Origin of the sequence: Mesorhizobium sp. B2-4-15 (assembly GCF_006658505.1) — a bacterium.
GTDB lineage: Bacteria > Pseudomonadota > Alphaproteobacteria > Rhizobiales > Rhizobiaceae > Mesorhizobium.
This window is the reverse complement of record NZ_VFUZ01000001.1, coordinates 408,354-432,500: the sequence shown is the minus strand read 5'-3', so window position 1 is coordinate 432,500 and position 24,147 is coordinate 408,354. Positions and strand designations below refer to the sequence as shown.

21 protein-coding genes (1 of these 21 cut by a window edge) are annotated in these 24,147 nt (G+C 63.6%); 6 read left to right on the top strand and 15 right to left on the bottom strand.

The window, feature by feature from the left end:
• On the top strand, positions 1-1,228 hold the 3' portion of the coding sequence (locus tag FJ930_RS02225; protein ID WP_181176374.1) for a M23 family metallopeptidase. 743 nt of this gene lie to the left of the window's left edge; 1,228 of the gene's 1,971 nt are visible here — the last part of the coding sequence; its start codon lies beyond the left edge, outside the window; its stop codon occupies positions 1,226-1,228.
• A gap of 10 nt (positions 1,229-1,238) precedes the next feature.
• Here FJ930_RS02225 and FJ930_RS02220 read toward each other — a convergent pair whose 3' ends face one another.
• The gene (locus FJ930_RS02220; RefSeq protein ID WP_141834274.1) at positions 1,239-2,798 is read right to left on the bottom strand and encodes an MFS transporter; all 1,560 of its coding nucleotides are present in this window, start codon (positions 2,796-2,798) and stop codon (positions 1,239-1,241) included.
• A 151-nt stretch (positions 2,799-2,949) separates the two neighbouring features.
• Between FJ930_RS02220 and FJ930_RS02215 the strand changes: the two genes are divergently transcribed.
• Positions 2,950-3,582, top strand: coding sequence for a TMEM175 family protein (locus FJ930_RS02215; protein WP_140742679.1), 633 nt, complete (start codon positions 2,950-2,952; stop codon positions 3,580-3,582).
• Here FJ930_RS02215 and FJ930_RS02210 read toward each other — a convergent pair.
• The 8 genes from FJ930_RS02210 to FJ930_RS02175 form a co-directional block, all read right to left on the bottom strand.
• Positions 3,556-5,097: a L,D-transpeptidase family protein gene (locus FJ930_RS02210; protein WP_141834271.1), complete on the bottom strand. Its 1,542-nt coding sequence runs from the start codon at positions 5,095-5,097 to the stop codon at positions 3,556-3,558. The genes FJ930_RS02215 and FJ930_RS02210 overlap by 27 nt on opposite strands.
• Before the next feature lie 257 nt (positions 5,098-5,354).
• Positions 5,355-5,720, bottom strand: a complete 366-nt coding sequence (locus FJ930_RS02205; RefSeq protein WP_141834268.1) for an MmcQ/YjbR family DNA-binding protein — start codon at positions 5,718-5,720, stop codon at positions 5,355-5,357.
• A 140-nt stretch (positions 5,721-5,860) separates the two neighbouring features.
• Positions 5,861-8,467: an ATP-dependent chaperone ClpB gene (clpB, locus tag FJ930_RS02200; RefSeq protein ID WP_141834264.1), complete on the bottom strand. Its 2,607-nt coding sequence runs from the start codon at positions 8,465-8,467 to the stop codon at positions 5,861-5,863.
• A gap of 222 nt (positions 8,468-8,689) precedes the next feature.
• The gene (locus tag FJ930_RS02195; protein WP_141834261.1) at positions 8,690-9,679 is read right to left on the bottom strand and encodes a DUF4167 domain-containing protein; all 990 of its coding nucleotides are present in this window, start codon (positions 9,677-9,679) and stop codon (positions 8,690-8,692) included.
• 302 nt (positions 9,680-9,981) lie between these two features.
• The gene (gene prmC, locus FJ930_RS02190) at positions 9,982-10,860 is read right to left on the bottom strand and encodes a peptide chain release factor N(5)-glutamine methyltransferase (protein WP_141834258.1); all 879 of its coding nucleotides are present in this window, start codon (positions 10,858-10,860) and stop codon (positions 9,982-9,984) included.
• Positions 10,853-11,932, bottom strand: a complete 1,080-nt coding sequence (gene prfA / locus FJ930_RS02185) for a peptide chain release factor 1 (RefSeq protein ID WP_141834255.1) — start codon at positions 11,930-11,932, stop codon at positions 10,853-10,855. The genes prmC and prfA overlap by 8 nt, the downstream gene beginning before the upstream one ends.
• 8 nt (positions 11,933-11,940) lie before the next feature.
• Positions 11,941-14,211 (bottom strand): phosphoenolpyruvate--protein phosphotransferase, encoded by a 2,271-nt coding sequence (ptsP, locus tag FJ930_RS02180; RefSeq protein ID WP_140742693.1) that lies wholly within the window; start codon positions 14,209-14,211, stop codon positions 11,941-11,943.
• 81 nt (positions 14,212-14,292) lie between these two features.
• Positions 14,293-15,546, bottom strand: coding sequence for an aspartate kinase (locus tag FJ930_RS02175; RefSeq protein WP_140742695.1), 1,254 nt, complete (start codon positions 15,544-15,546; stop codon positions 14,293-14,295).
• A 261-nt stretch (positions 15,547-15,807) separates the two neighbouring features.
• Here FJ930_RS02175 and FJ930_RS02170 point away from each other — a divergent pair, with 261 nt between their 5' ends.
• Positions 15,808-17,646 (top strand): CHASE3 domain-containing protein, encoded by a 1,839-nt coding sequence (locus FJ930_RS02170; protein ID WP_141834252.1) that lies wholly within the window; start codon positions 15,808-15,810, stop codon positions 17,644-17,646.
• A 183-nt stretch (positions 17,647-17,829) separates the two neighbouring features.
• A complete protein-coding gene (gene ubiG, locus FJ930_RS02165) occupies positions 17,830-18,579 on the top strand; it encodes a bifunctional 2-polyprenyl-6-hydroxyphenol methylase/3-demethylubiquinol 3-O-methyltransferase UbiG (RefSeq protein ID WP_140742699.1) in 750 nt (249 codons plus the stop codon).
• Positions 18,580-18,588: 9 nt separating this feature from the next.
• Here the strand turns inward: ubiG and FJ930_RS02160 are convergent, their stop codons facing one another.
• The gene (locus FJ930_RS02160; RefSeq protein ID WP_141834249.1) at positions 18,589-19,101 is read right to left on the bottom strand and encodes a flavin reductase family protein; all 513 of its coding nucleotides are present in this window, start codon (positions 19,099-19,101) and stop codon (positions 18,589-18,591) included.
• Positions 19,102-19,221: 120 nt separating this feature from the next.
• Positions 19,222-20,346: an LLM class flavin-dependent oxidoreductase gene (locus FJ930_RS02155; protein ID WP_140742703.1), complete on the bottom strand. Its 1,125-nt coding sequence runs from the start codon at positions 20,344-20,346 to the stop codon at positions 19,222-19,224.
• A gap of 111 nt (positions 20,347-20,457) precedes the next feature.
• On the opposite strand from FJ930_RS02155, the gene FJ930_RS02150 reads away from it, so the two are divergent.
• On the top strand, positions 20,458-21,048 hold the full coding sequence (locus FJ930_RS02150; RefSeq protein WP_141834246.1) for a winged helix DNA-binding protein: 591 nt from the start codon (positions 20,458-20,460) through the stop codon (positions 21,046-21,048).
• Between the two features lie 6 nt (positions 21,049-21,054).
• Here the strand turns inward: FJ930_RS02150 and FJ930_RS02145 are convergent, their stop codons facing one another.
• A complete protein-coding gene (locus tag FJ930_RS02145; RefSeq protein WP_140742707.1) occupies positions 21,055-21,969 on the bottom strand; it encodes a DMT family transporter in 915 nt (304 codons plus the stop codon).
• A 101-nt stretch (positions 21,970-22,070) separates the two neighbouring features.
• Between FJ930_RS02145 and FJ930_RS02140 the strand changes: the two genes are divergently transcribed.
• A complete protein-coding gene (locus FJ930_RS02140; RefSeq protein ID WP_140742709.1) occupies positions 22,071-22,556 on the top strand; it encodes a MarR family transcriptional regulator in 486 nt (161 codons plus the stop codon).
• Positions 22,557-22,560: 4 nt separating this feature from the next.
• On the opposite strand, the gene FJ930_RS02135 is transcribed toward FJ930_RS02140, so the two are convergent.
• From FJ930_RS02135 to grxC, 3 genes are read right to left on the bottom strand one after another with little or no spacing between them, the layout of a single operon-like run.
• A complete protein-coding gene (locus FJ930_RS02135) occupies positions 22,561-22,986 on the bottom strand; it encodes a DUF1178 family protein (protein WP_141834243.1) in 426 nt (141 codons plus the stop codon).
• Positions 22,983-23,849, bottom strand: a complete 867-nt coding sequence (locus FJ930_RS02130) for a carbon-nitrogen hydrolase family protein (protein WP_141834240.1) — start codon at positions 23,847-23,849, stop codon at positions 22,983-22,985. Before FJ930_RS02130 ends, FJ930_RS02135 begins: the two co-directional genes overlap by 4 nt.
• Before the next feature lie 10 nt (positions 23,850-23,859).
• On the bottom strand, positions 23,860-24,129 hold the full coding sequence (grxC, locus tag FJ930_RS02125; RefSeq protein WP_140691806.1) for a glutaredoxin 3: 270 nt from the start codon (positions 24,127-24,129) through the stop codon (positions 23,860-23,862).
• Positions 24,130-24,147 lie beyond the last annotated feature (18 nt).

Below are 24,147 nucleotides of genomic sequence, written 5' to 3'. Positions count from 1 at the left end.
CGTGAAGATCGTGCCGGAAAACGTCTCCGTGGCGCCGCGCGCCAATGTCGACGATCAGGCACCGGCTTTTGCCGAGGAAATCATCCCCTTCACCAAGGATCTCGACATCGCCGAGGCCTTCGCCGATTCGGGCTATACGGGCGAAGATGCCATTGGCATGGCCCAGGCGATCGCCAAGCTCTTGAACGCGCCGGCGCTCAAAGCCGGAACCGTGTTGCGCGTTGGTCTCGAGGTCCATGGCGACGCCGCCAAGGTCGTGCGCGCCAGCATCTACGACAAGACCACACACATCGTCACCATCGCGCTCGACGATCGTGGCCAGTATGTGCCGGCGCAGGAGCCCGAAACCAATCCCGAATTGCTGACGGCCTTCGATGATTCGTCGGGGCCGGTGGTGGTGCGCGGCAATCTGCCCAATGTCTATGACGGCATCTACCGCGCCGCCTATTCCTACGGCATGTCCAAGGCGATGACGCAACGGCTGATCAAGCTCTTGGCATCCGACGTCGACTTCCAGTCCCGCCTCAACCCCTCCGACCGCCTCGAAGTGCTGTTCTCGCAGCCCGACGGCGATGACCAGACCTCTGACAATTCCGAACTTCTCTACGTCTCGGCGACATTTGGCGGCACGACGCGCAACTTCTACCGCTTCCAGATGCAGGATGGCAGCACCGACTATTTCGACGAGGACGGCTCGAGCGCCCAGCAGTTCCTGCTGCGCAATCCCCTGCCTGCCGGGAAATTCCGCTCCGGCTTCGGCGCACGCAAGCATCCGATCCTCGGCTATGTCCGCATGCATACCGGTGTCGACTGGGCAGCCCCGATCGGCACGCCGATCATCTCCGCCGGCAATGGTGTCGTCGAGAAGGTCGGCTGGGCCGGCGGTTACGGCAAACAGATCATCATCCGTCACGCCAATGGCTACGAGACGTCGTACAATCACCAGAGCGCCTTTGCCAAAGGTATCGAGCCGGGTGTGCGCGTCCGCCAGGGCCAGACCATTGGCTATCTCGGCCAGACCGGCCTCGCCACCGGCCCGCATCTTCACTACGAGCTGATCGTCAACGGCACCAAGGTCGATCCGATGCGTGTCCGCCTGCCGGTCGGCAAGGTGCTTAAAGGCGATGACCTCGTCGCCTTCAAGCGCGAGCGCGAGCGCATCGACGATCTCTTGAAGCAGGAAGATGGCAATTCGCTGAAGGTTGCCAGCGCCAAGATCGAAGGCTGAGCCTTCGCTTTCAGTCCTGCCTGGTTTCTGCGCGCCGCGACCACGGCAGCGCTTCGCCGGGAATCGTTGTCCATGCGGTCACGGCCGAAACCAGGCAAAGCAGCGCCGTCACCGAGGAGACAGCCGAAAAGGCTGCGTCGCTGGCGGCGAGCCTTGCCGCATCGAGCGCAGGCGCCAAGCCGGCCGGTGCCAGTTCGCCGAAGCCGGGCACGCTTGAAATCGCATTCCCATCCAGTGCCTTGGCGTAGACCCAGGCCGCCAGCGACCCCATCGCCGCCACCGCGATCAGGCCGCCAATGCGCGAGACGGCATTGTTGATCCCGGAAGCGGCCCCCGTGTCCTTGTCTTCCACCGCCGTCATGATCGCGGTCGACAATGGCGACACGACCAGCGCCATGCCGAGCCCCATCAGCGCCATCAGTGGAAATGTTCCGGTCCAGAAATGATGGATGCCGGCATGGGTGAGCAGGGCAAGTCCGGCGAAGGCGAAAGCCACGATCAGGCTGCCGCAGGCGATCGGGAAACGCGGTCCGATCCGGTCCGACAATTGTCCGACAGGTCCCGACAGAAGCGCGATCGATGCCGACAGCGGCAGGAAGATGAAGCCGACTTCGGCCGTGCTCAGACCCCAGCCGGCGATCATGAGCATCGGCAGGTAGAAGAGATTGGCCGACAGCGCGAAATAGAGGAAGAAGGTCGCCGCATTGGCGCCGGCGAAAGCGCCGATGCGAAACAGGCTGAGATCGATCATCGGCTCGCGTTGCCGCTGCTCGAACAGGATGAAGACGGCAAGCAGCACAGCGCCGGCGGCAATGCTCGGTCCCGCCATGTGGCCCCCGCCGCTGGCGCTCATCGAGGTCAGCCCATAGGCGAGCGCGCCGAAGGCCAGTGTCGCAAGCCCGCCGCCGCCCAGATCAAGGCTGCGTTTCTCAGTCGGCTCATCGGCCGGAATTTTGGCAAGCAGGAGATAGATCGAGATCAGGCCAAGCGGCAGGTTGACGGCGAAAATCGCCCGCCAGATGCCATCGCCGAAAGCCGAGAGCACCAGGCCGCCGAGTACTGGGCCGAGCGCGGTGGTCAGCGCGGAGGCCGCCGCCCAGATGCCGATCGCGCGGCCCCGCTCTTTTTTCGGATAGGCCTTGGCGATGATGGCGAGGCTGCCCGGCACCATGATCGCCGCGCCAATGCCCTGGAGGGCGCGAAACGCGATCAGCACGATCGCGTTCGGCGCCAGCGCGCAGGCAAGCGAGGCCGCGACGAACAGCGCAATGCCGGCCACGAAGGCGCGGCGCAGCCCGAACCGGTCGCCGGCGGCTCCGCCGGCAAGGATCAGCGCCGAGAGCGTCAACGCATAGGCATTGGAAATCCACTGTGCCGCGGCAAGGCTGGCACCGAGATCGACGCGGATCGCCGGCATGGCGATGGCCAGGATCGAGCCGTCGATGAAGCCGAGCGCCGAAGCCAGGATCGCCGCAACCAGCACGTATCGCCGCTGCGAAGGCGGACAGAAAGTTCCGTTCGTGACCGGACTGGTCAGCGGGATTGCGGAGGCTTTATCTGGTGAATGCATGACACATTGCTTAGACCGTCGGTGTGTCGGCAACAACCGGCCAGCGGCTCGCAGTCACTGAACCCAGCCAACTGGGCAGGGTCGCGCCGCACCGGATGCAAACGGCGGCAGTCATGCTAAGTTCCGGAGAGCCGCAAGCGGGGAGAAATCTATGAAGCGTCCACTCGAAGCATCGGCGGAGGGACGCGGCCGCATTGTCGGCATCACCGACGGCGTCTTCGCCATCGCGCTCACCCTGATCGTGCTCGAGATCAGGGTGCCCGCGCATGAGACGATCCATTCCGAGCATGATCTGCTCGCTGCGATCGCGGCATTGGCGCCGCGCTTCCTGACCTACGCCTTGAGTTTCCTGACGCTGACGATCTTCTGGTTCGGCCAGCAGGCCCAGCATGGGCTGATCGCCAAGTCCGACAGGCGGCTTGCCACGCTGAACCTCTGCTTTCTCGCCTTTATCGCCTTGCTGCCGTTCTCGACCGACCTTCTGGCGGACTTCCTCGAATTCAGGACCGCGGTGCTGGTCTACTGGCTCAACCTGCTGATGCTCGGCGTCACGCTGTTCGCCAGCTGGCATTACGCGGAGAAGAACGGCTTTGTCGCGGAAGACGTCGACGCTGAAGCAAAGCGCACGGTCTATCTGCGCATCGTCAAGGCGCAGATCCTGTGGGCAATCGGCGCCGCGCTCTGCCTGGTCACCCCATTGCTCAGCGTCGGCTTCATTCTGGTGGTGCAGCTGATCTATGCCGCCGCGCTGCGCGGCTCATTGCTGCGCAAAGTCATCGGCTGAAGATCCCCCGACGAACTCCACGGTGACGCCTGGCGACACCAACTTGGCGAGCTCGCGCGCGTCCCAGTTCGTCAGGCGCACACAGCCATGGCTTTCGGTCTTGCCGATCTTCGATGGGTCTGGCGTGCCGTGGATGCCGTAGGTCGGTTTGTCCAAGGCGATCCAAACCGACCCGACAGGTCCGTTGGGACCTGGCGGAATGGTGAGAATCTTGTCGTTCTGGCCTTGTTTGAAATTGATGTTCGGGTTGTAGGTGTAGTTCGGGTCGAGCGCGACACGCGACACCGTGTGTATCCCGGTGGGCGACGGCGTGTCGGCCGAGCCGATGGTCGCGGGATAGGCTGCGACCAGCTTGCCGTCCGCATCGTAGGCGTACACTTCCTTCTTGGCCTTGTCGGCGACGATACGCGCGACTGGCGTTGACACCAGCTTGCCGAAATTGGCGACCTTGATGATGGTGCCGGGGCGATTGAAGTCCAGGCCCTTGTTGATCGACTTCAGATAGATCTCATCCATGTGGAAGCGCTCGGCGAGCGCTTCCGTGACGGAGGTGTAGCCCATGCGGTCGAGCTTGGCCTTCTGGCTGTAGTCCTCCGGGATCGAGGCTACATAGGGGCCAGCCGCGTCTTCGGGGGTGATCGTGTAGGAAGCGAAAGCGTCGCCGCCGGTCTGGGCAAGGGCCGCCTGGATGCCGACCGCGTCGGTCGATTTCAGATTGCTACCGGTGATCTGGTTGTAGGCGGCCAAGGCCTTGTCGACGTTAGAGCCGAAGCGCCCGTCGATCACCCCCGGCGAAGCGCCCCCGCGGTCGAGCAGCACCTGCAGCGCCGCCACGTCCTGCCGCGCGCCGAGCGACAGCGACGGATCGATGGTGGCCTTGCCGCCAGTGTCCGGCGGAAGGGACGTCTGCGTTTCCGGATTGGCCGGCTGCAGTTCGGGCTGGCCCGGCTGGGCCGGTTCTATCGAGGCCTCATCGAGCGGCTGGCGTTGGATGGTGTGCGGCTTTGCCGGCTGCGGCGCCTCGGGATAAGTGTTGTCGTAGCTGCCGTCATCCTGCTGCGAAGGCGGATAGGCTTCAACCGAATTGTCGCCATAAGGGTCGGCCTCGTCCGCCGGCGGGGGGATGACCCGGCCTTCTTCTTCCAACTGCTTGCGGCGGAACCGCGCCATGTCTTGCGGATCGTCGAGATAGTAGCGGTCATCGTCGGCTGGGGCACGGCCCAACTCGCGCAGTCTTGTATCGCGGCGCAGCGCGCGCCGGTCGAGCCTCGTCTGCGGCGGCTGGATGGCGATCACCTTGCCTGTATCGGCATCAACGATGACGCGATTACCCCTGGCGTCATAGTAAATATCGAGATTGCCGTCCTGGGCGACAAGGATGCCACCGTCGCTGATGCCACCGCCGCTGGCGGTGCGGCTAACCCTGGGTGCATTGTCCTGCGTCGGCGCCGCGAGCGCGCCGCAAGAAAGCATCCCGGCTGCGAGGGCCGAAAAGACGAAGATCGTGCGGAACATGGTGGCCAAAACTCTCCGGTCCGTAGATTGCCGTCGCCCGGCGTTGTCCCTGCGAGGCGAACCCCTTCGCCAGCAAACCAGCTATCCACAATATGGTTCCAACATGAACCGGGCATGAAGATGGCGGTTTTCCGGCACCTCTGGGAACATCAGCTAATGCATGTCGCCCAAAAGTGACCTCGGTTTTGGGAGAACGACATGCATCAAAACAAAGAACCTAAAGGGCGTCGCATGACTCCGTTCTCACGAGACGCGCTTTAGCCTGCGCCAAGCCCCAACTCGTTGCGCGCCTGCTTCGTCAGCTTGAGCGCAACAAGGCGGTGGCTCTCGCGCAGATAGTCCTGCAACGCCTCATCATCCATGCTCTGGCTTGTCTGACGCTGGATCCATTTCATGCCGCGTGAGGCAAGATACGGCGCGGGCCGCAAGCCCGGCTGTTCCTTCAGCACGTCGTAGGCAATGTCGGAGCATTTGAAGGTGACGAAGAGCTGCGCGCCTTCGTTCCAGCCACCAATGGCAAAGACCTTGGTCCCGACCTTCCAGACATGGGCGCCACCCCACTGCACGACATGGTTCGTGGCAGGCAGAGAGGCGCAGAAGTCGTTGTAGTCGTCCAGCGTCATCCGCGTCCCGTGCTAGCTATGAAAAACGCCGCGCGCCCAAACTGGGCGCGCGGCACTCCGAAGCGCGACGCGCTTCAGACTTCTGTTTTATCCATGTCGTTGTCCCAAAACCAAGGTCGGTTTTGGGCGACACGCATCGGTCAGGCCGCCGCCTCGGTCGCGACGACAGTCGGCTTCGAGCGGAAATTCAGCCGGTCGGAACCGGCGGTGACCTTCACCGTCGAGCCATCGAGGATCTCGCCGAGCAGGATCTTCTCCGCCAGCGGGTCCTGCAGTTCCTTCTGCATCACCCGCTTCAGCGGCCTGGCGCCATAGGCCGGATCGTAGCCCTTGGCCGCAAGCCACTCGACCGCGTCGTGATCGAGCGACAGCGCGATCTTGCGATCGACAAGCAGGTTCTCCAGCCGCTTGAGCTGGATCTCGACGATGCGGTCCATGTCCTGACGGCGCAGCCGATGGAACAGGATCACTTCGTCGACGCGGTTGAGGAATTCCGGCCGGAAATGCGCCCTCACCACGCCCATCACCTCGTCGCGCACGGCGTCGACATCCTGGTCTTCGCCGAGATTGACCAGATATTCGGCGCCGAGGTTCGACGTCATGATGATCAGCGTGTTGCGGAAGTCGACGGTGCGGCCCTGGCCATCGGTCAGCCGGCCGTCATCGAGCACCTGCAGCAGCACGTTGAAGACATCCGGATGCGCCTTCTCGATCTCGTCGAAGAGCACGACCTGATAGGGCCGGCGCCGCACCGCTTCGGTCAGCGCGCCGCCTTCCTCATAGCCGACATAGCCCGGAGGCGCGCCGATCAGCCGGGCGACGGAGTGCTTCTCCATGAACTCCGACATGTCGATGCGCACCATGGCGCTCTCATCGTCGAACAGGAAGCTGGCCAATGCCTTGGTCAGTTCGGTCTTGCCGACGCCCGTCGGTCCGAGGAACATGAACGAGCCGATCGGCCGGTTCGGATCCTGCAGGCCGGCACGGGCACGCCGCACCGCCTTGGAAACGGCCTGCACCGCCTCGCCCTGGCCGACGACCCGCTTGCCGATCTCGTCTTCCATGCGCAGCAGCTTGTCGCGCTCGCCTTGCAGCATCTTGTCGACGGGAATGCCGGTCCAGCGCGACACGATATGGGCGACGTGGTCGGGGGTGACCACTTCCTCGACCATGCCGGCCTTGCCGTCCTGGGCCTCGGCCTCCTTCAGCTTCTTTTCCAGTTCCGGAATCTTGCCATAGGCAAGCTCGCCCGCGCGCTGGAATTCACCCTTGCGTTGGGCAATGGCCAGTTCGTTGCGCGCCTCGTCGAGCTGCTTCTTCAAGTCGGCGGCAAGCCCGAGTTTCTGCTTCTCGGCCTGCCATTTGGCGGTGATCTCGGTCGATTCCTCCTCGAGGCCGGCGAGTTCCTTTTCCAGGCGGGCAAGCCGATCCTTCGAGGCCTCGTCCTTCTCGACCTTCAGCGCCTCGCGCTCGATCTTGAGCTGCATGATGCGGCGGTCGATCTCGTCCAGCGCCTCGGGCTTGGAATCGACCTGCATCCTGAGCCGCGAGGCAGCCTCGTCGACGAGGTCGATCGCCTTGTCCGGCAGGAAACGGTCGGCGATATAGCGGTTGGACAGCGTCGCCGCCGCCACCAGCGCCGAGTCGGAGATGCGCACCTTGTGGTGCTGCTCGTATTTTTCCTTCAGGCCGCGCAGGATCGAGACGGTGTCCTCGACCGTCGGCTCGTCGACAAAGACGGGCTGAAAACGGCGGGCCAGCGCCGGATCCTTTTCGACGTGTTTTCTGTATTCATCGAGCGTGGTCGCGCCGACGCAGTGCAGTTCGCCGCGCGCCAGGGCCGGCTTCAGGAGGTTGGACGCATCCATCGCGCCATCCGCCTTGCCGGCACCGACCAGCGTGTGCATTTCGTCGATGAACAGGATGATGCTGCCGTTGGCCGAAGTGACTTCCGAGAGCACGGCCTTCAGCCGCTCCTCGAATTCGCCGCGATATTTGGCGCCAGCGATCAGCGCGCCCATGTCGAGCGCCATCAACTGCTTGTCCTTCAGCGATTCCGGCACGTCGCCATTGACGATGCGCAGCGCCAGGCCTTCGGCGATGGCCGTCTTGCCGACGCCGGGCTCGCCGATCAGCACCGGATTGTTCTTGGTGCGGCGCGACAGCACCTGGATGGTGCGGCGGATTTCGTCATCACGGCCGATGACCGGATCGAGCTTGCCGGCACGGGCATCGGCCGTGAGGTCACGCGCGTATTTCTTCAGTGCATCATAGCCCTGCTCGGCGCTCGCCGAATCGGCGGTGCGGCCCTTGCGGAGATCGTTGATGACCTGGTTCAGCGCCTGCGCGGTGACGCCGGCCTTGGCCAGGATTTCGGCTGATTTGGCCGATTTTTCCATGGCAAGCGCCTGCAGCAGCCGCTCGACGGTGACGAAGCTGTCGCCGGCCTTCTTGGCCAGTTCCTCGGCGGTCGAGAACACCTTGGCCAGAGGCTGCGCCAGATAGAGCTGGCCATTGCCGCCTTCCACCTTGGGCATCGCCTCAAGTGCCGCCTCGACACCGAGCTTGACGTCGCGGACATTGCCGCCGGCGCGCTCGATCAGCGACGCGGCTAGGCCCTCATCGTCGTCGACGAGTACCTTCAAGATGTGTTCGGGGGTGAATTGCTGGTGATTGCGGGAGAGCGCCATTGTTTGCGCGGACTGGATAAAGCCGCGCACGCGCTCGGAGTATTTCTCAAGATTCATATCTGTCTCCTTCCATCACCGGCCCGCTTTGCGGCACCGGATCAGATTGCGGTGACGGACCCGCCCATTCGAGCCGGATCCTGTTCAGCCGAGATATGGTGCATAGGCCATGCTGTCTCAAGACGCCTTGATGTCGGTCAACGCATAATATTCCACGGGCGCTAGAAAACGAAAACGGCGGAGATTTCTCCCCGCCGTTCAACGTCTTCAAGTGCTGTTCGATCAGTTGTCGATGTCTGAGATCACGGGCTCGGCGCCGCCGCCGTCGGCAGGGGCCGCGGCCACCTCGCCGGCATCCGCATTGCGGCCGCCGCCGTCTCCCTGGTCGGCATTGGCGCGCGGGCGGCGCGGGCGCCGCGGGCGGCGAGCGGCGCCGCTCTCGGCTGCCGCCTCATTGAGCTCGGCCTGGGCGGCCAGACCGGCTGGCGAAAAATTCTCGAACAGCGGAGCCGGTTCGGCCGCCGCGGCGGTTTCGGCCGGCGAAGCGGGCTCTGCCTGCACCTCAGCCTGTCCCGGAGCCTCGTTGCGCTGCTGCTGGCCGCCTTGCTCGGCGGACGAAGCATAATCGCGCTGGCCGTTCTGGCCATAACCGCCATTGGGGCGGCGATCGCGATGGCGACCGCCATTGTTGCGTCCACCACTGTCACGGCCACCATTGTCACGATTGTCGCGGCCGCTTTCCCGGTTGAGCGCGACCTCGGCCGGCACGCCTTCGATCACTGGCTGCGGACCGGCGCCATGGTTGATCACTGGAACTTGCGGATCGGAAATGGTGTTGCCGCCGCTGCTTGCTCCGCTGTTGCTGACCCCGATGTTGCCAGCCCCGCTGTTGCCAGCCCCGCTGTTGCCAGCATTGTCGAACTCGTCACGGTCCTCGTCGCCGTCATCGTCGAAGTCGTCACGGTTCTGCTGGACGTTCTGGATCGGCATCTGCGCTTGCGCGGCGGCAATGATGCGATTGTAGTGTTCGGCGTGCTGGAGATAGTTCTCCGCCATGACCCGGTCGCCGGAGCTTTGCGCATCACGGGCAAGGGTGGCGTATTTTTCGGCGATCTGCTGAGCCGATCCACGAATCTTCACGTCCGGGCCGTTGCTCTCGTAATTGCGCGTCAGCGGATTCGGGCCTTTGCGGTTGTTGTTATTGTTGTTGCCACCGCCGCCGCCACTATTGTTGCGACCGCGCATGCGCCTGTTCTGCTGTTGTGGCCTCATTCGACTCTCTTCATCTTGAAATTTTCGAAAACTCGTTACGAACGGAGGCGCTCATGCAGCCAGCCGTTTCGTTTCTTCACCGGCGTTCGCCCGCATCGATTGCGTTGGCGCCACGTGCCATCCTGTTCCGGTTACATCACTTGCCGGACGATTCCCGCACGAAGCTTGGGCGTCGTTTGCGCAAGAAGGCAGCTATTTCCAAGGAAACCGAATCGCTAAGAGCACTGCCTGCTTCGTCTCATCCGGTTGAGGCGACCCTAGCCGCATTCCCCGGCATTGCCAAGCGGTTTTTTCGCACCGCGTCAAGGCTTTCCCCGTTGAAAGACAAGAACCCTGTCGTTTCCACCGAGATCGCCAAACACCTCGCCGGCGGCATAGCCGGCTATACGAAATATGTCGTTGACCTCATTGCGTTGCGTGTGGCCGATCTCGACCGCAATCCTGGCCTCGGCTTCCAGAAACCTTGCCGCCTTGGCGGCGATGATCCTGTAGGGGACCAGTCCATCCACACCGCCATCCAAGGCAAGATGCGGGTCGAAATCGCGAACTTCGTCCTGCAGATTTCCAATGTCCTGCGATGCTATATAGGGAGGGTTTGCGGCAATTACATGGTATCGGCCAGAAACTTTTTCGAACCAATCCGACCGCAGTGCCGTGAACCGGCCGCCGAGCCCCAATTGCCCGGCATTGCGGGTCGCCGTCGCCAGCGCGCCGTCGGAGATGTCGACACCAGTGGCGGTTGCGGTCGGCACCACGCTCAGCAGCGCCAAGGCGATCGCGCCCGTCCCGGTGCCGAGGTCGAGGATGCGGCATGTGCCCTCCCGTGCGGCCGTTGCCTTGACGAATGGCAGCACCGCCTCGATCAGCGTTTCTGTGTCCGGCCGCGGCTCCAGCGTTTCGGGTGACAGCGACAAGCGCAAACCGTAGAATTCACGATAGCCGAGGATGCGATGCACCGGTTCGCCACCGACTCGCCGCGTCAGGGCGGTGTCGATCGCGGCGATGGCGTTCCCGTCGACCTTGCATTCGGGGTCGGCAATGGCCTGCGTGCGCGTCGTCCCGGAAAAATGTTCGACGATCAGCCGCGCATCGAGCGCCGGATCCTCGACCGCGGCGGCCACAAGCCTGGCCCGCGCTTCCCGCAGCAGCGGCCCCAGCGCCTCGGGCAGAGGATCAGCCATTGAGGCCGATATCAGCCAGCAGCTTCGACTGGTGATCGGCGATCAGCGCGTCGACGATTTCGTCGAGCTCGCCCATCATCACCCGGTCGAGCTTATAGAGCGTCAGGTTGATGCGGTGGTCGGTGACGCGCCCTTGCGGGAAATTGTAAGTACGGATGCGCTCCGAGCGGTCGCCGGAGCCGACCTGCGACTTGCGCGATTCGGAACGCTCCTCGTCAGCCTTGCCGCGCTCCAGATCATAGAGCCGGGCCCGCAGGATCTGCATGGCCTTCGCCCGGTTCTGGTGCTGCGATTTCTCCGCCTGCACCACCATGATGCCAGTCGGCAAATGCGTGATGCGGACCGCCGAATCGGTGGTGTTGACGTGCTGGCCGCCGGAACCCGAGGCCCGCATAGTATCGATACGGATGTCTTCGGCGCGGATCTCGATGTCGACCTCTTCCGCTTCCGGCAGCACGGCAACGGTGGCGGCCGAAGTGTGGATGCGGCCGCTGGCCTCGGTTGCCGGCACGCGCTGCACGCGATGCACACCGGATTCGAATTTCAGATGGGCAAACACGCCCTTGCCCGACACGGTGGCGATGATTTCCTTGAAACCGCCGGCATCGCCGTCGCTGGCCGACACCGTTTCGAACCGCCAGCCGCGTTCGGCGGCATAGCGCTCATACATGCGAAACAGGTCGCCGGCGAAGAGTGCCGCCTCGTCACCGCCGGTGCCGGCGCGGATTTCGAGGATGGCGTTCTTGTCGTCGGCCGCATCCTTGGGCAAAAGCAGGATCTGGATGTCCTTTTGCAACCCTTCGATGCGCTCCTCGACGCCGGGCAGGTCGGCTTCGGCGAGTGCCCGCATCTCGGCGTCGGTGCCCTTGTCGGCGAGCATCGCCTCGAGATCGGCCTGCTCGTGCTCGGCCGAGCGCAGCGCCCGAACCTTGGCCACCATGTCCTGAAGCTCGGCATATTCGGACGCCATTTTCACATAGGCATCCGGCGCCGGGCCGGCCGACATCTGCGCTTCGAGCATCTCGAAACGCTTGACGACTTGATCCATGCGGTCGCGGGGCAGGTTGATCATGACAAATGCTACAGCGGAATGGAGCGGTCGTCGGCAAAGGCCTGCAGCAACGCCCGCATCGGCAGCCCCTGCGCCGGCGCCATCAGATTATCGTCGAAGAATGCTTTCAGCTCGTCCAACGGCAGTTCCGTCAGCATGGCTTTGACCGGGCCGATCGAGGCCGGCGACATCGAGATCGAGCGGAAACCGAGGCCGATCAGCGCCATTGCCGAGATCGGCTTGCCGGCGAGTTCACCGCACAGCGTCACGGGCGTGTGGTTGCGGGCGCCGGCGTCGGCGATCTGCTTGAGCACACGCAGGAACGGCGCCGACAGCGTATCGAAGCGGTTCGCCAATTGCGTGTTGCCGCGGTCGACCGCCATGACGAACTGGAACAGATCGTTTGAACCGACCGAGACGAAGTCGACGGCTTTCATCAATTCGTCGAGCTGGAACAGGAGCGACGGCACTTCCAGCATGGCGCCCAGCTTGAGGCTGGTCGGGAGGTGGTGGGCGAAGCGTGAGAGATGCCGCACCTCGCGATCGATGATCTCGCGCGCCTGGGCGATCTCGCCAAGCTCGGTCACCATCGGCAGCATCAGCTTGAGTTCACGCCCACCGCTGGCCTTGAGCAGGGCGCGGATCTGCGTGCGCAGCAATCCCGGCCGGTCGAGCGTGAGTCTGATCGCCCGCCAACCGAGCGCCGGGTTCTCTTCCTGGATGGCGCCCTTGAAGTAGGGCAGCACCTTGTCCCCGCCTATATCGATGGTGCGGAAGGTTACCGGCTTGCCGCGCGCGGCCTCGAGCACGTCGCGGTAGAGTTTTTCCTGCGCTTCGGCGCGCGGAAATGTCGAGGCGACCATGAACTGCAATTCGGTGCGGAACAAGCCGATGCCGGCCGCGCCCGCCTCGGCCAGCTGCGGCAGGTCGACGGCAAGCCCGGCATTCATCAGCAGGTCAACCTGCACGCCATCCCTGGTCATCGACGGCTTCTTGCGCAGCTCGCGGTAGACTTCCTGCCGGCGTGCCCTGAACCGCACCTTTTCGGCATAGGCTGCCTCGAGATCGGACTGCGGCCGCAGATGGATCGCGCCTTCCTCGCCGTCGACGATGATGGCATCGCCGTTTTCCGCCATGGAAACGGCGCCCTTCATCTGGCCGGCGACCGGAATGCCCATGGCGCGCGCGACGATGACGACGTGGCTGGTAGCCGCGCCATCCTCGAGCACCAGTCCACGCAATTTGTCCCGGGGATAGTCGAGCAGTTCGGCGGCGCCCATGGAGCGGGCGACGATGATGGCATCCTTCGGCAGCGATGCCGCGACATCTTCCGGCCCGCGTCCCATCAGCTGCCGCAGCAGCCGGTTGGCGAGGTCGTCGAAGTCGCTCATCCGCTCGCGCAGATAGGGATCGGTCATGTGCAGCATGCGCGCGCGCATGTCGCTCTGCACCTTTTCCACCGCCGCTTCCGCCGTCAGGCCGTTGCGGATCGCCTCTTCCAGGCGCCGCACCCAGCCACGGTCATTGGCGAACATGCGGTAGGCTTCCAGCACCTGGCGATGCTCGCCCTCGAAAGCGACGTCGCGGCGCTCCAGCATGTCGTCGATGGAGAGCCGCAGCGAGCCGAGCGAGCTTTCCAGCCGCCGGACCTCTTCCTCGCTGTCCTCGTTGAACAGGTTGGTGACGACGATGCGCGGCTCGTGCAGCACGACGTGGCCAAGCCCGACGCCGTCGTTGAAGGACAGGCCGGTGAAGCTCACCGGGCGGCGCAGGTCGAGTTCCAGGCCCGGCCGGGTCAGCCGCGCCAGATCACCGGTGGCGATCATCTCGGCGATGACCATCGCCGTCGTTTCCAGCGCCTCGACCTCGTCGTCGCGGTAGTGACGCATGGTCTTGTTCTGGACAACCAGGACGCCCAGCGTGCGCCCTGCCCGCAGCACCGGCACACCAAGGAAGGAATTGTAAATCTCTTCCCCGGTCTCTGGCAGGTAGGCGAAGGCCGGGTGTTCCTGCGCGTTGGAAAGGTTGAGCGGCCGCGCGCTGGCGGCGATCGTGCCGACCAGGCCTTGCCCCAGCCTCAATTGCGCCAGGTGGACGGCGTTGGGGTTCAGACCTTCGGTGGCATAGAGCTCGAGCACCGAATCGGCGCGCAGCACATAGAGCGAGCAGACTTCGGCGACCATGTTGGACGCGATATCGCGCACGATCCGGTCAAGCCGCTCCTGCGGCTCCAGCGGCTCTTGCATGAGCTCGCGGAGCCGTTTCAGCAGAACGCGCGGGCCAACGGCCGTCTCACGCATCGCGGCTTCTTCTCCAATGAAACACTTGCCGGCGCAGTTTCCGCCGCTGCCGGCACGCGCGCAACAACTGATTCAGTCTTGCTACTGCTTATCCAGACCGTAGACGGAATGCAAAGTGCGAACAGCAAGTTCCGTGTACGGGCCGTCGATCAGTATCGAAATCTTGATCTCGGAAGTGGTGATGGCGCGAATGTTGATCGCCTTGTCCGCCAGCGCCTTGAAGGCGGTGGCCGCGACGCCGGCGTGGCTCCTCATGCCGATGCCGATGACCGAAACCTTCGACATGCCGGCTTCCGACTGTACGACATCGTAGCCGACCTCGGCTTTCAGCCGATCGAGCACGGCAAGCGCCTTGTCGACGTCTCCGGAAGGCACCGTGAAGGTCATGTCGGTGAACTTGCCGTCCTCGGAAATGTTCTGGACGATCATGTCGACATTGATGTTGGCCTCGGCCAGCGGCCCGAAAATGCCGGCGGCAACGCCGGGGCGGTCGCCGACGCGGCGCAGCGAAATCTGGGCCTCGTCCTTGGCGTAGGCAATTCCGGTGACGACCTGCTGTTCCACGATCTCTTCCTCGTCGCAAATGAGCGTTCCCGGAGGATTGAGCAAATCCCCCATTCCGGGCGCGTCGGGATCGTCGAAGGACGACCGCACGAAGGTACGCACCCTGTGCACCATGGCAAGTTCGACCGAACGCACCTGCAGCACCTTGGCGCCGAGCGAGGCCATTTCGAGCATTTCCTCGAAGGAAATCTTGCCCAGCCGCCGCGCCTTGGGCTCGATGCGCGGATCGGTGGTATAGACCCCGTCGACATCGGTGTAGATGTCGCAGCGATCGGCCTTGACCGCCGCGGCTATGGCCACGGCACTGGTGTCGGAACCGCCGCGGCCAAGTGTGGCGATGCGGTTGTCCGGCCCGATACCCTGGAAACCGGCGATGACAGCCACCTGGCCCTCGCCGAAACGCTTGACCAGGAACGCGCCGTCGATGTCGAGGATGCGCGCCGCGCCATGCGCGTTGTCGGTTTTGATCGGGATCTGCCAGCCCTGCCAGGACCGCGCATGGATGCCCATGTTCTGCAGCGTGATCGCCAAAAGCCCGGCGGTGACCTGCTCGCCGGAAGCGACAACGGCATCGTATTCGCGTGCGTCGTGCATCGGCGAGGCCTCGCGCGTCCAGGCGACCAGTTCATTGGTCTTGCCGGCCATTGCCGAAACCACCACCGCCACCTCATGGCCGGCGTCGACCTCGCGTTTGACGTGACGCGCCACATTGCGGATGCGGGCGATGTCGGCGACGGAGGTTCCGCCGAATTTCATCACGATGCGCGCCATGGAAGCGAATTGCCTTTGACTGAAGCCGGACCCAACCCAGAAAGCGGAATCCCGAAAAGCGGAAAGACACGTCCGGCTGCGCCGGCCGCTGAATGCGCGGCCTCCTTAGCCAAATGCTTTCGGTTTCGCAAGGCTGGACACGTATTGCCGGCTTCAAGAAGACGGCATATTGCCTTGGAGGCTGCTGCCGCTTACCAAATGCTGCCCGCGGGAATTCCTTTTGGTCCGGCAGAACAGATGATTGCTCGTCTTCGACGTGCCATGCGATGGCAAACGTTTCCGATTGTCGCCGGTTTCGTGGTGCTGGCGCTGATCGTCGGCGCCCGCGCCATGCTCGTTGAAGACCAGAGAGCCAATCGTTCCGCCGCACGCCAGACTCTTGAATATCAGCAGTTGCTTTCCGGCCTCCTTGCTCTGGCACAGGACGCCGAAAGCGGTCAGCGCGGCTATCTCCTGACCGGCGAGAAATCCTATCTCGACCCCTACCGGAAGGCAGTCGATGCAATTCCGGGGCAGCTCTCCCGCATCGACGCCATGGCGGCTTCGGACGACCCGTTCGTCCAGCAGATCAATCACATCAAGGATGCGCTTTCGCAAAAGCAGGCTGAACTGGCCGAGACCATCGCCCTGTACGACAGGGGCGATGTGGCCGGGGCGTTGCAACTGGTCCGCAGCGGCCAGGGCAAGGCCGCCATGGATGAAATCCGGACCAGCATGGATACGATCCGCCGCAGCGGCGCGGCCGACATCGCGGCGCGCGACGCGCACACGGACCAGGTCGAGGCCTGGCTGCGCGTGGGTTCGCTGGCGGCCCTCGTCGCGATCTTCCTGCTTGGCGCCTACACCATCCACGTATCCCGCCGCCGCTTCCGCGAGGTCGCCACCGCCCAGGAAGAGTTGATGCGCAAGAACATCGAGCTCGGCAACGAGATCCTGACGCGTGAAAAGGCCGAATCCCAGATACGCCAGATGCAGAAGATGGAAGCCGTCGGGCAATTGACTGGCGGCATCGCCCACGATTTCAACAACATGCTGGCGGTGATCCTCAGTGCCATGAACCTTGCCCAGCGCAAGCTGAGGCGTGGCGAGCATGATATAGAAAAGCTGATCGAAGCCGCGACCGACGCGGCCAGCCGTGCCGCCAATTTGACTTCCCGGCTTCTTGCCTTCTCCCGTCTGCAGCCGCTGGCGCCGCAGGTCGTCGACACCAACCGGCTGGTGACCGGCATGTCCGACCTCCTGCGACGGACCCTGGGCGAGGGCATTCGCATCGAAACGGTGCTGGGGGGCGGCCTGTGGAAAACTCACGCCGACCCCAGCCAGATCGAGAACGCGATCCTCAATCTGGCCATCAACGCCCGCGATGCCATGGATAATGACGGCAAGTTGACCATCGAGACCGCCAACAGCTACCTCGACGAGGCCTATGCCTCGACGCATGCCGAAGTCACGCCCGGCCAGTATGTGATGGTCGCGGTGACCGACACCGGTGCGGGCATGTCACCGGAGGTCATTACCAAGGCCTTCGAACCCTTCTTCACCACCAAGCCGGTCAACAAAGGCACGGGACTGGGGCTGAGCCAGGTGTTCGGCTTCGTCAAACAGTCAGGTGGCCACGTCAAGATCTACTCCGAACCGGGGGAAGGCACGACGATCAAGATCTACCTGCCACGCTTCTTCGGCCCCGAGCAGCCGGCCGCGCCCGCCGAGCGTGGCAAGAGCGTCTCCAAGGTCACCGAGACGATCCTCGTGGTCGAGGACGACGCCCGCGTGCGAGCCGCCACGACGGACACCATGCGCGAACTCGGCTACACCGTCATCCAGGCCGGAAGCGGCCCGGAGGCCCTTCAGAAGCTGGCCGCGACGCCTGGCATCGCCCTGCTTTTCACGGATATCGTCATGCCGGTGATGAACGGCCGCAAGCTCGCCGAGGAAGCGGTCGCGCGCCAGCCCGGGCTGAAAGTCATCTTCACCACCGGCTTCACCAGGAATGCCGTCGTCCACAACGGTGTGCTCGACCATGACGTGCATTTCCTGGCCAAGCCGTTCACCATCGAGCAGCTGGCCGCGAAGTTGCGCGACGTGCTGGACACGAAGTAGGCGGGCTTGGCGGCAGGGAGAAAATGTTGCCTTGACATTCGAGGCCTCACGCCCGACTTCCTAGCGCATGACCCCGAAATCGACTTCGATTTCGGAAAGGGATCATGCGCAGAATCAAAGTGCTACAGCGTCCTTTGCGCGTCCGAAGGACGCGCGGCGCTGTAGTGTCGAGGAGACCAATCTATGCCAGAGCCCCGACGATCGACGATCGATGCCGGAGAAGTGGAACGCTTTTCCGCCCTTGCCGCCGAATGGTGGAACCCGAACGGCAAGTTTCGCCCGCTACACAAATTCAATCCGGTCCGGCTTTCCTATATCCGCGACCAGATCGCGACGCGCTTCGGCCGTGACCCGCGCGCGGCACGGCCGTTCGAAGGCCTGCGCATCCTCGACATCGGCTGCGGCGGTGGCCTTTTGTGCGAGCCGATGGCGCGGCTTGGCGCCGAGGTCGTGGGAGCCGACGCCTCGGAAACGAACATCGAAGTGGCAAAACTGCATGCCGCCGAAGGCAATGTGAGCGTCGACTATCGCGCCACGACGGCCGAGGACCTCGCCGACGCCGGCGAGACATTCGACGTCATTCTCAACATGGAAGTGGTCGAGCATGTCGCCGACATCGACCTGTTCGTCGCCAAATGCGGACAGATGGTCCGGCCCGGCGGCATCATGTTCGTGGCCACCATCAACCGTACGCTGAAGGCGCTGGGGCTGGCCATCATCGGCGCTGAATACGTCCTGCGCTGGCTGCCACGCGGCACCCACCAGTTCGGCAAGCTGGTGCGCCCGGAAGAACTGGAAAAGGCGCTTGGCGGCGCCGGCCTGACGGTCATCGACCGCACCGGCGTCACCTACAACCCGCTTGCCGACCGCTGGTCGCGGTCGAAGGATATGGACGTCAACTACATGGTGCTGGCGGAAAAAGGATCGGTCTGACCTTTCTCGCTATTCGGCATTGAGCGGACGGTAGCCGCCGCGCCAGTAGATCAGCGCCTGGCTGGTGTCGCGGGTGCGCACCGCCTCGACCGAACCGATGACGATGGAATGCGTGCCGCGGTCGATCATCTCGTCGAGGCTGCAGTCGAAGGCGGCCACCGCGTCCGAAAGCAGCGCGGCTCCGGTTTTCAGCGTCGTCCATTCGGCGCCATCATAGCGGTCCTTGCCCTTGATGCCGCCAAAGCCGGAGAAACGCTCGGCCACGTGCTGGTGCTGGGGACCGAGCGAATTGACGCCGAAATGCCGGTAGCGCTCGATTACCGGCCAAGTCGATGACGAGCGGTTGACGCAAGCGATCACCTTGGGCGGTTCGGCCGACAGCGAGACCACCGAAATGACCACGAGACCAGAACGGTCGTCACCGATGCCGGCGGTGATGACGCTGACATTGCCGACGATGAGCCGCATGGCGGCGCGGAAATCGGCGACGCCGACGAGGCCCTCCCCCAAAACTGTGGACATAACCTCCTCCTTCGCAGCCTGGATCGGTTCATCGTTTCACGGAAACGCCGAACCACTCCATCTGTTTGCCTTGACGCAATTCCGGGCGGAAAACCGTTTCACACTTTTCCTGGAATTGCTCTAAGCCGCCGACTGCATCGTGGCCGGCGCGATGCGGACACCTCTCTCTTCGAGAATGGGTAGCACGGTGTCGCGGAAATAGGGGAATTCCCCGGCATAGTCGACAAAGGACAGCGTCGAACCGCGAAACCCGGCCGCATGCAAGGCAGTGATCCCGTCGGCGACCTGTTCCGGCGTGCCGGTGAGCGGGAAGCCGCCATGGCCCGCCGCCATACGGTCGCGGATGAGCGCCAAGAGATCATGCGGGAACGACTGCGCATGGGCGAACTGCAGCTTCACCAGATTGTCGACCGCCGCCCAGTCGGCGTTGGTGCGGCCGAAATGTTCGAGATAGTCCCTGGCTTCCTTTTCGGTCGGCCGGCACACGACATGGGCGAAGGTCAGCACGTCGACATCGCTGCCGGCGGTCCTCGCTTGCTCCTTCAGCGCAATGATCTCATCCTTGGAGCGCGCCAGGTCGATTGCCGGCGTGAACAGGAAATCGGCGTTGCGGACCGCGAATTTGCGGCCCGCTTCTGAACCGGCGGCGTTGAGGATGGGCAGCCGCGAAGCCGGGCGCGGGTCGCCAAGCACATTCCTGAGCTTGAACCAGTTGCCGTCCCAGTCAAAGGCCTCCGTGCGCTCCCACAACGCGTTGACGATATCGAACCATTCCTGGGCATAGCCGTAGCGCGTGACGTGGTCGTCGGGCAGCGTCAGCCCAAGCGCTTCATATTCCGGCTTGTTCCAGCCGGCGACGATGTTGAGGCCGATGCGGCCACGGCTGATCTGGTCGATGGTCGCCAGTTGCTTGGCGACGACGACGGGATGGTTGGCCGCGGTATGCGTCGTGGCAAAGACGGTGATGTTGCGGGTAAGCGCCAGCAGCCCAGCGGCCCAGGTGATCGTCTCCAGCACATTGCCGTGGAAGTTGGTCTCGCCGCCATAGCCGATCCAGCGCGCGATCGGCAGCATGAAGTCCATGCCGGCCTCGTCGAGCAGATACGCCAGCCGCAGATTGTTGTCCCAGGAACTGACCCAGCGCTCCGGGATCTTGGTGACGGTCATGCCGCCGGAGCAATTGGACGCGAAAGTGCCGAGGAAGAAGGGTTGCGCATCAGGCGCAGTCTTGTCGAGCATGCTCATTGGGGGGTGTTCTCCTCATTTTTTATTATAATTTATAATAGAAAGTCTATCATAAATCCATGTAGACGCAACCACCGGGATCGGCGCATGCTCATAGCGGGGAACAGGCAGATGAATGATCGGCGCAAATCTCAGGAAACAGAGGCCAAGTTGCTGGATCGCGGCTGGCATCTGGCGCGCACGCCGCTGGAAATCGATGTCACCGAAGTCGAGTATGCGCTGATGCGCTCCTATGAGGCGTTCGGCCATTGGCAGGCCGAATGCCTTGCCACGGTGATCGAGTTTTCCGCCAGCGGCCCCGAGAACGCGCTGCTCCATGTCATCCGGATGAACGACCGCCCGAAAAGCGTGCGCGATCTTGCCCAGATGACCAATCGCGATGACATTCCCAACATCCAGTACAGCCTGCGCAAATTGCTCAAGGGCGGCTTGATCACCCGCACCGGCAGCGGCAGGGCCGGCGTTACCTATGAGGTCACTCCACTCGGGCATCGCGTGACCGAACGCTACGCCGACATCCGCTCCGTTCTGCTCATCGAAGCCGTGACGCGCATTCCCGAAATGGCCGATAAGCTCGAGGAGGTCGCGCGCACGCTCGAGCTGATGACCGGCATCTACGAACAGGCGGCGCGCGCCGCCGCCACCCACCGCCGCCGGCATCCAAGGCCGGAGCCCGGAGGCGACGCCGATGGCAAGGGCTGAAGACGCTCAGGCGGCCTGGCTCTGCGCTCTCGCACCGGTCTGGCCTTGCGCCCTGGTGGTGATGAACACGCCGGCGGTGATGATAACGGCGCCGGCCCAGGTCAGCAGCTGGTAGTGCTCGCCCAGGAAGATCGTGCCGGCAAACAGCCCCACCGCGGCCGCCACATAGCCGATCTGGCTGAGATAGACCGGGCCGCCGACGGCCTGCAGCCGGAAGAAGAAGGCGAACATCGCCGATGCGGATGCGACCTGCGCGACGACCACCAGCGGCACGCCGCCGAGCGGGGCGAAAGCCCTGACGCCGAACAGGGCGAGAATGCCGGCGAGCAACAGCGTCGCCGACGCCAGATGGCTGCCGACGGCAAGCTCGATCGGGCCGGTGCCTTCCGGCCAGTCGACGGTACGGTAGATGTTGCCGGCGGCGAGGCTGACCGGAATGAGCAGCCCCACGGCCACCCAGAAATAATCGGCCGGCTGGCCGGCCTCTCCGCGCGTAAGAGCGACCATCACCGCACCGATGAAGCCGACGGCAATGCCTGATATGCCGAGCATATTGGGGCGCCGGACACCGAGCAGGATCGAGAACACCAGCGTGACGACCGGCGAAAGCGTGAACATGATGCCCGTATAGCCGGCGCCGAGATGCGGGATGGCTGAAAACATCAGGAGATTGGGAAACGCGTAGGACACCGCCGCGGTGACGAAGAAATAGCGCAGCTTATGCGCCGTCAGCCGGATCTTTTGCCTGCTGAGCAGCAATGCGCACAAAAGCACGCCACCGGCGCCGAGCGAAATAACGAAGGCCCAGACCATGGCCGGCACGCCGGCCGCCGTGGCGAGCTTGCCGAAGGGCAGCGTCAGGCCAAGAAGGCCACCGGTGACCACCAGCAGGCCGAGCGCCGAATCCCAGAGAAATTTCATCGGACGGTCCCGTCGTTGACTGGCGGCGCTTGGCCGCCGGGATATCTTGCGATAAGATAATGCAAAGATTCTTAGCGTCAAGATATTTGATGGTGAGATATATGGATAGAGCAGCAAAGGCCATCGAACAGTGGCGGCGGGAACGGCCGGATCTCGACGTGTCGCCGATGGGCGTGATCGGCCGGCTGAACGAGGCGTCCTCGCTGATCGCGCGTGACCGCCTCGCGCCGGTTTTTGCCCGCTTCGGACTCCAATCGGGGGAATTTGACGTGCTCGCGACGCTGCGCCGTTCCGGCCAGCCTTACGCGCTGACACCGACCGAGCTCTATGAGGCGACGATGGTGACCTCCGGCGCCATGACCGCCCGGCTCGACCGGCTGGAGAAGGCCGGACTGATCCTGCGCGCGCCGCACCCCAGCGACCGGCGCGGGGTTGTTGTGCAATTGACGGAAAAAGGTCTCGCGCTGATCGACGAGGCTGTCACCGCCCATGTCGCCAATGAACACGAGATTCTTTCGGGCCTGACGAAGGCCGAGCATGAGACGCTTTCGAGCCTGCTCGAGAAGCTGATCGGCAACGTGAGCTGATCGTTCAGTTGCGGTCGTCCGGAAACACCGGGATCGGCATGAAATCGACGCCGTCCTCGGCCAGGCTCTTGGCCTCTTCCAGCGTCGCTTCACCATAGATGCCGCGCGGGTCGGTCTCGCCGAAGTGGATTTTTCGCGCTTCCTCGGCGAACTTGTCGCCGACATAGTCGGCATTCTCGCGCACCTTCTCGGCCATCGCCTTCAGTCGCGCCATGGCTTGCTTCTGCGCCTCGCCCATGGCCAGCGCAATGGTTTCCTGCTTGCGGGCGGTCGAGACGGCGGGCGCCATCAGGGCCTTCTGCACCTTATGGGAGCCGCAGTTGGGGCAATCGACAAAGCCGCGCTTCTTCTGGGTGTCGAAATCGTCATTGCTGCGAAACCAGCCCTCGAACTCGTGCTCGTTTTCGCAGATGAGGGAAAAGCGGATCAAAAGGCGGCACCCCTGAGACGCGGCGCCTCCACCGCGCCAGCATTGATGGTGAAATCCCGCGCATTTCTGAGGTTCGGGATCTTCTTGCGCGCCGCGAGCGACTGCGCCGGGTCGATCTCGGCGACGATCACATCGGGCTCGTCATGCGCGGCTTCCGCCAGGATGCGTCCCCACGGATCGACGATCAGCGAATGGCCATAAGTCTCGCGGCCGTCCTCGTGCAGGCCGCCTTGCGCGGCGGCGACGACAAAGGCGCCGTTCTCGATGGCGCGGGCCCTCAGCAGCACGTGCCAGTGTGCCTCGCCCGTCTGACGGGTAAAGGCCGCGGGCACGGTCAAAAGGTCGGCGCCCGCCATCGCCTCGGCACGGAACAGCTGCGGGAACCGCAGATCGTAGCAAACCGCGAAACCCAATTTCGCGCCCGCGATCTCGGTCACAACGGCCTCGGTGCCTGGTTCATAGGAGGCGGATTCGCGCCAGCTCTCGCCATTGTCGAGATCGACGTCGAACATGTGGATCTTGTCATAGGTGGCAAGCGTGGTGCCGTCCGGGCCAAACAACAGCGCCCGGTTGGCGAGCTTGCCGTCGGCGCGCAGGATGGCGGTCGAGCCGATATGCAGGTAGACGCCGAGTTCGCGCGCCAGTCCGCGCGCGGTCGCGACGACGATGTCTTTGTCCTCGGAGGTAAAGGAGGCGGCACGCGCTTCCTTGTCGCGGATCAGCGCCCCTGTCATTTCAGGCGTCTGGATGTAGGTGGCATTTTGCGCCGCCGCTTCACGCACCAACCGTTCGAGATCGACCGCGTTGCGCTCTGGACTTTCGCCTGAGCGCATCTGGATCGCCGCGGCCTTGAAAACATCCATGATCATACCCTCAAATCGTCGTGCCGTTGGCGAGCAGTTTGTCCAGCCGGCCTTCGGCCTCCAGATCATGGAGGTCGTCGCAGCCGCCGACATGCCTGTCGCCGATGAAAATCTGCGGAAAGGTCGTACGCCCATGAGCGCGCGAAATCATCTCCTGGCGCAGTTCCGGCGAAAACGAGGCGTCATGCTCGGTATAGGCGACGCCCTTGCGCTCCAGCAGCCGCTTGGCCGCCGTGCAATAGCCGCACATCATGCGGGTGTAGATGGTGACATCGGCCATGACGTTTCCGTTCTCTGT

Coding starts and splice junctions, on each gene's coding strand:
- FJ930_RS02220 (WP_141834274.1), bottom strand. CDS start 2,798: ATGCATTCACCAGATAAAGCCTCCGCAATCCCGCTGACCAGTCCGGTC.
- FJ930_RS02215 (WP_140742679.1), top strand. CDS start 2,950: ATGAAGCGTCCACTCGAAGCATCGGCGGAGGGACGCGGCCGCATTGTC.
- FJ930_RS02210 (WP_141834271.1), bottom strand. CDS start 5,097: ATGTTCCGCACGATCTTCGTCTTTTCGGCCCTCGCAGCCGGGATGCTT.
- FJ930_RS02205 (WP_141834268.1), bottom strand. CDS start 5,720: ATGACGCTGGACGACTACAACGACTTCTGCGCCTCTCTGCCTGCCACG.
- clpB (WP_141834264.1), bottom strand. CDS start 8,467: ATGAATCTTGAGAAATACTCCGAGCGCGTGCGCGGCTTTATCCAGTCC.
- FJ930_RS02195 (WP_141834261.1), bottom strand. CDS start 9,679: ATGAGGCCACAACAGCAGAACAGGCGCATGCGCGGTCGCAACAATAGT.
- prmC (WP_141834258.1), bottom strand. CDS start 10,860: ATGGCTGATCCTCTGCCCGAGGCGCTGGGGCCGCTGCTGCGGGAAGCG.
- prfA (WP_141834255.1), bottom strand. CDS start 11,932: ATGATCAACCTGCCCCGCGACCGCATGGATCAAGTCGTCAAGCGTTTC.
- ptsP (WP_140742693.1), bottom strand. CDS start 14,211: ATGCGTGAGACGGCCGTTGGCCCGCGCGTTCTGCTGAAACGGCTCCGC.
- FJ930_RS02175 (WP_140742695.1), bottom strand. CDS start 15,546: ATGGCGCGCATCGTGATGAAATTCGGCGGAACCTCCGTCGCCGACATC.
- FJ930_RS02170 (WP_141834252.1), top strand. CDS start 15,808: ATGCGATGGCAAACGTTTCCGATTGTCGCCGGTTTCGTGGTGCTGGCG.
- ubiG (WP_140742699.1), top strand. CDS start 17,830: ATGCCAGAGCCCCGACGATCGACGATCGATGCCGGAGAAGTGGAACGC.
- FJ930_RS02160 (WP_141834249.1), bottom strand. CDS start 19,101: ATGTCCACAGTTTTGGGGGAGGGCCTCGTCGGCGTCGCCGATTTCCGC.
- FJ930_RS02155 (WP_140742703.1), bottom strand. CDS start 20,346: ATGAGCATGCTCGACAAGACTGCGCCTGATGCGCAACCCTTCTTCCTC.
- FJ930_RS02150 (WP_141834246.1), top strand. CDS start 20,458: ATGAATGATCGGCGCAAATCTCAGGAAACAGAGGCCAAGTTGCTGGAT.
- FJ930_RS02145 (WP_140742707.1), bottom strand. CDS start 21,969: ATGAAATTTCTCTGGGATTCGGCGCTCGGCCTGCTGGTGGTCACCGGT.
- FJ930_RS02140 (WP_140742709.1), top strand. CDS start 22,071: ATGGATAGAGCAGCAAAGGCCATCGAACAGTGGCGGCGGGAACGGCCG.
- FJ930_RS02130 (WP_141834240.1), bottom strand. CDS start 23,849: ATGGATGTTTTCAAGGCCGCGGCGATCCAGATGCGCTCAGGCGAAAGT.
- grxC (WP_140691806.1), bottom strand. CDS start 24,129: ATGGCCGATGTCACCATCTACACCCGCATGATGTGCGGCTATTGCACG.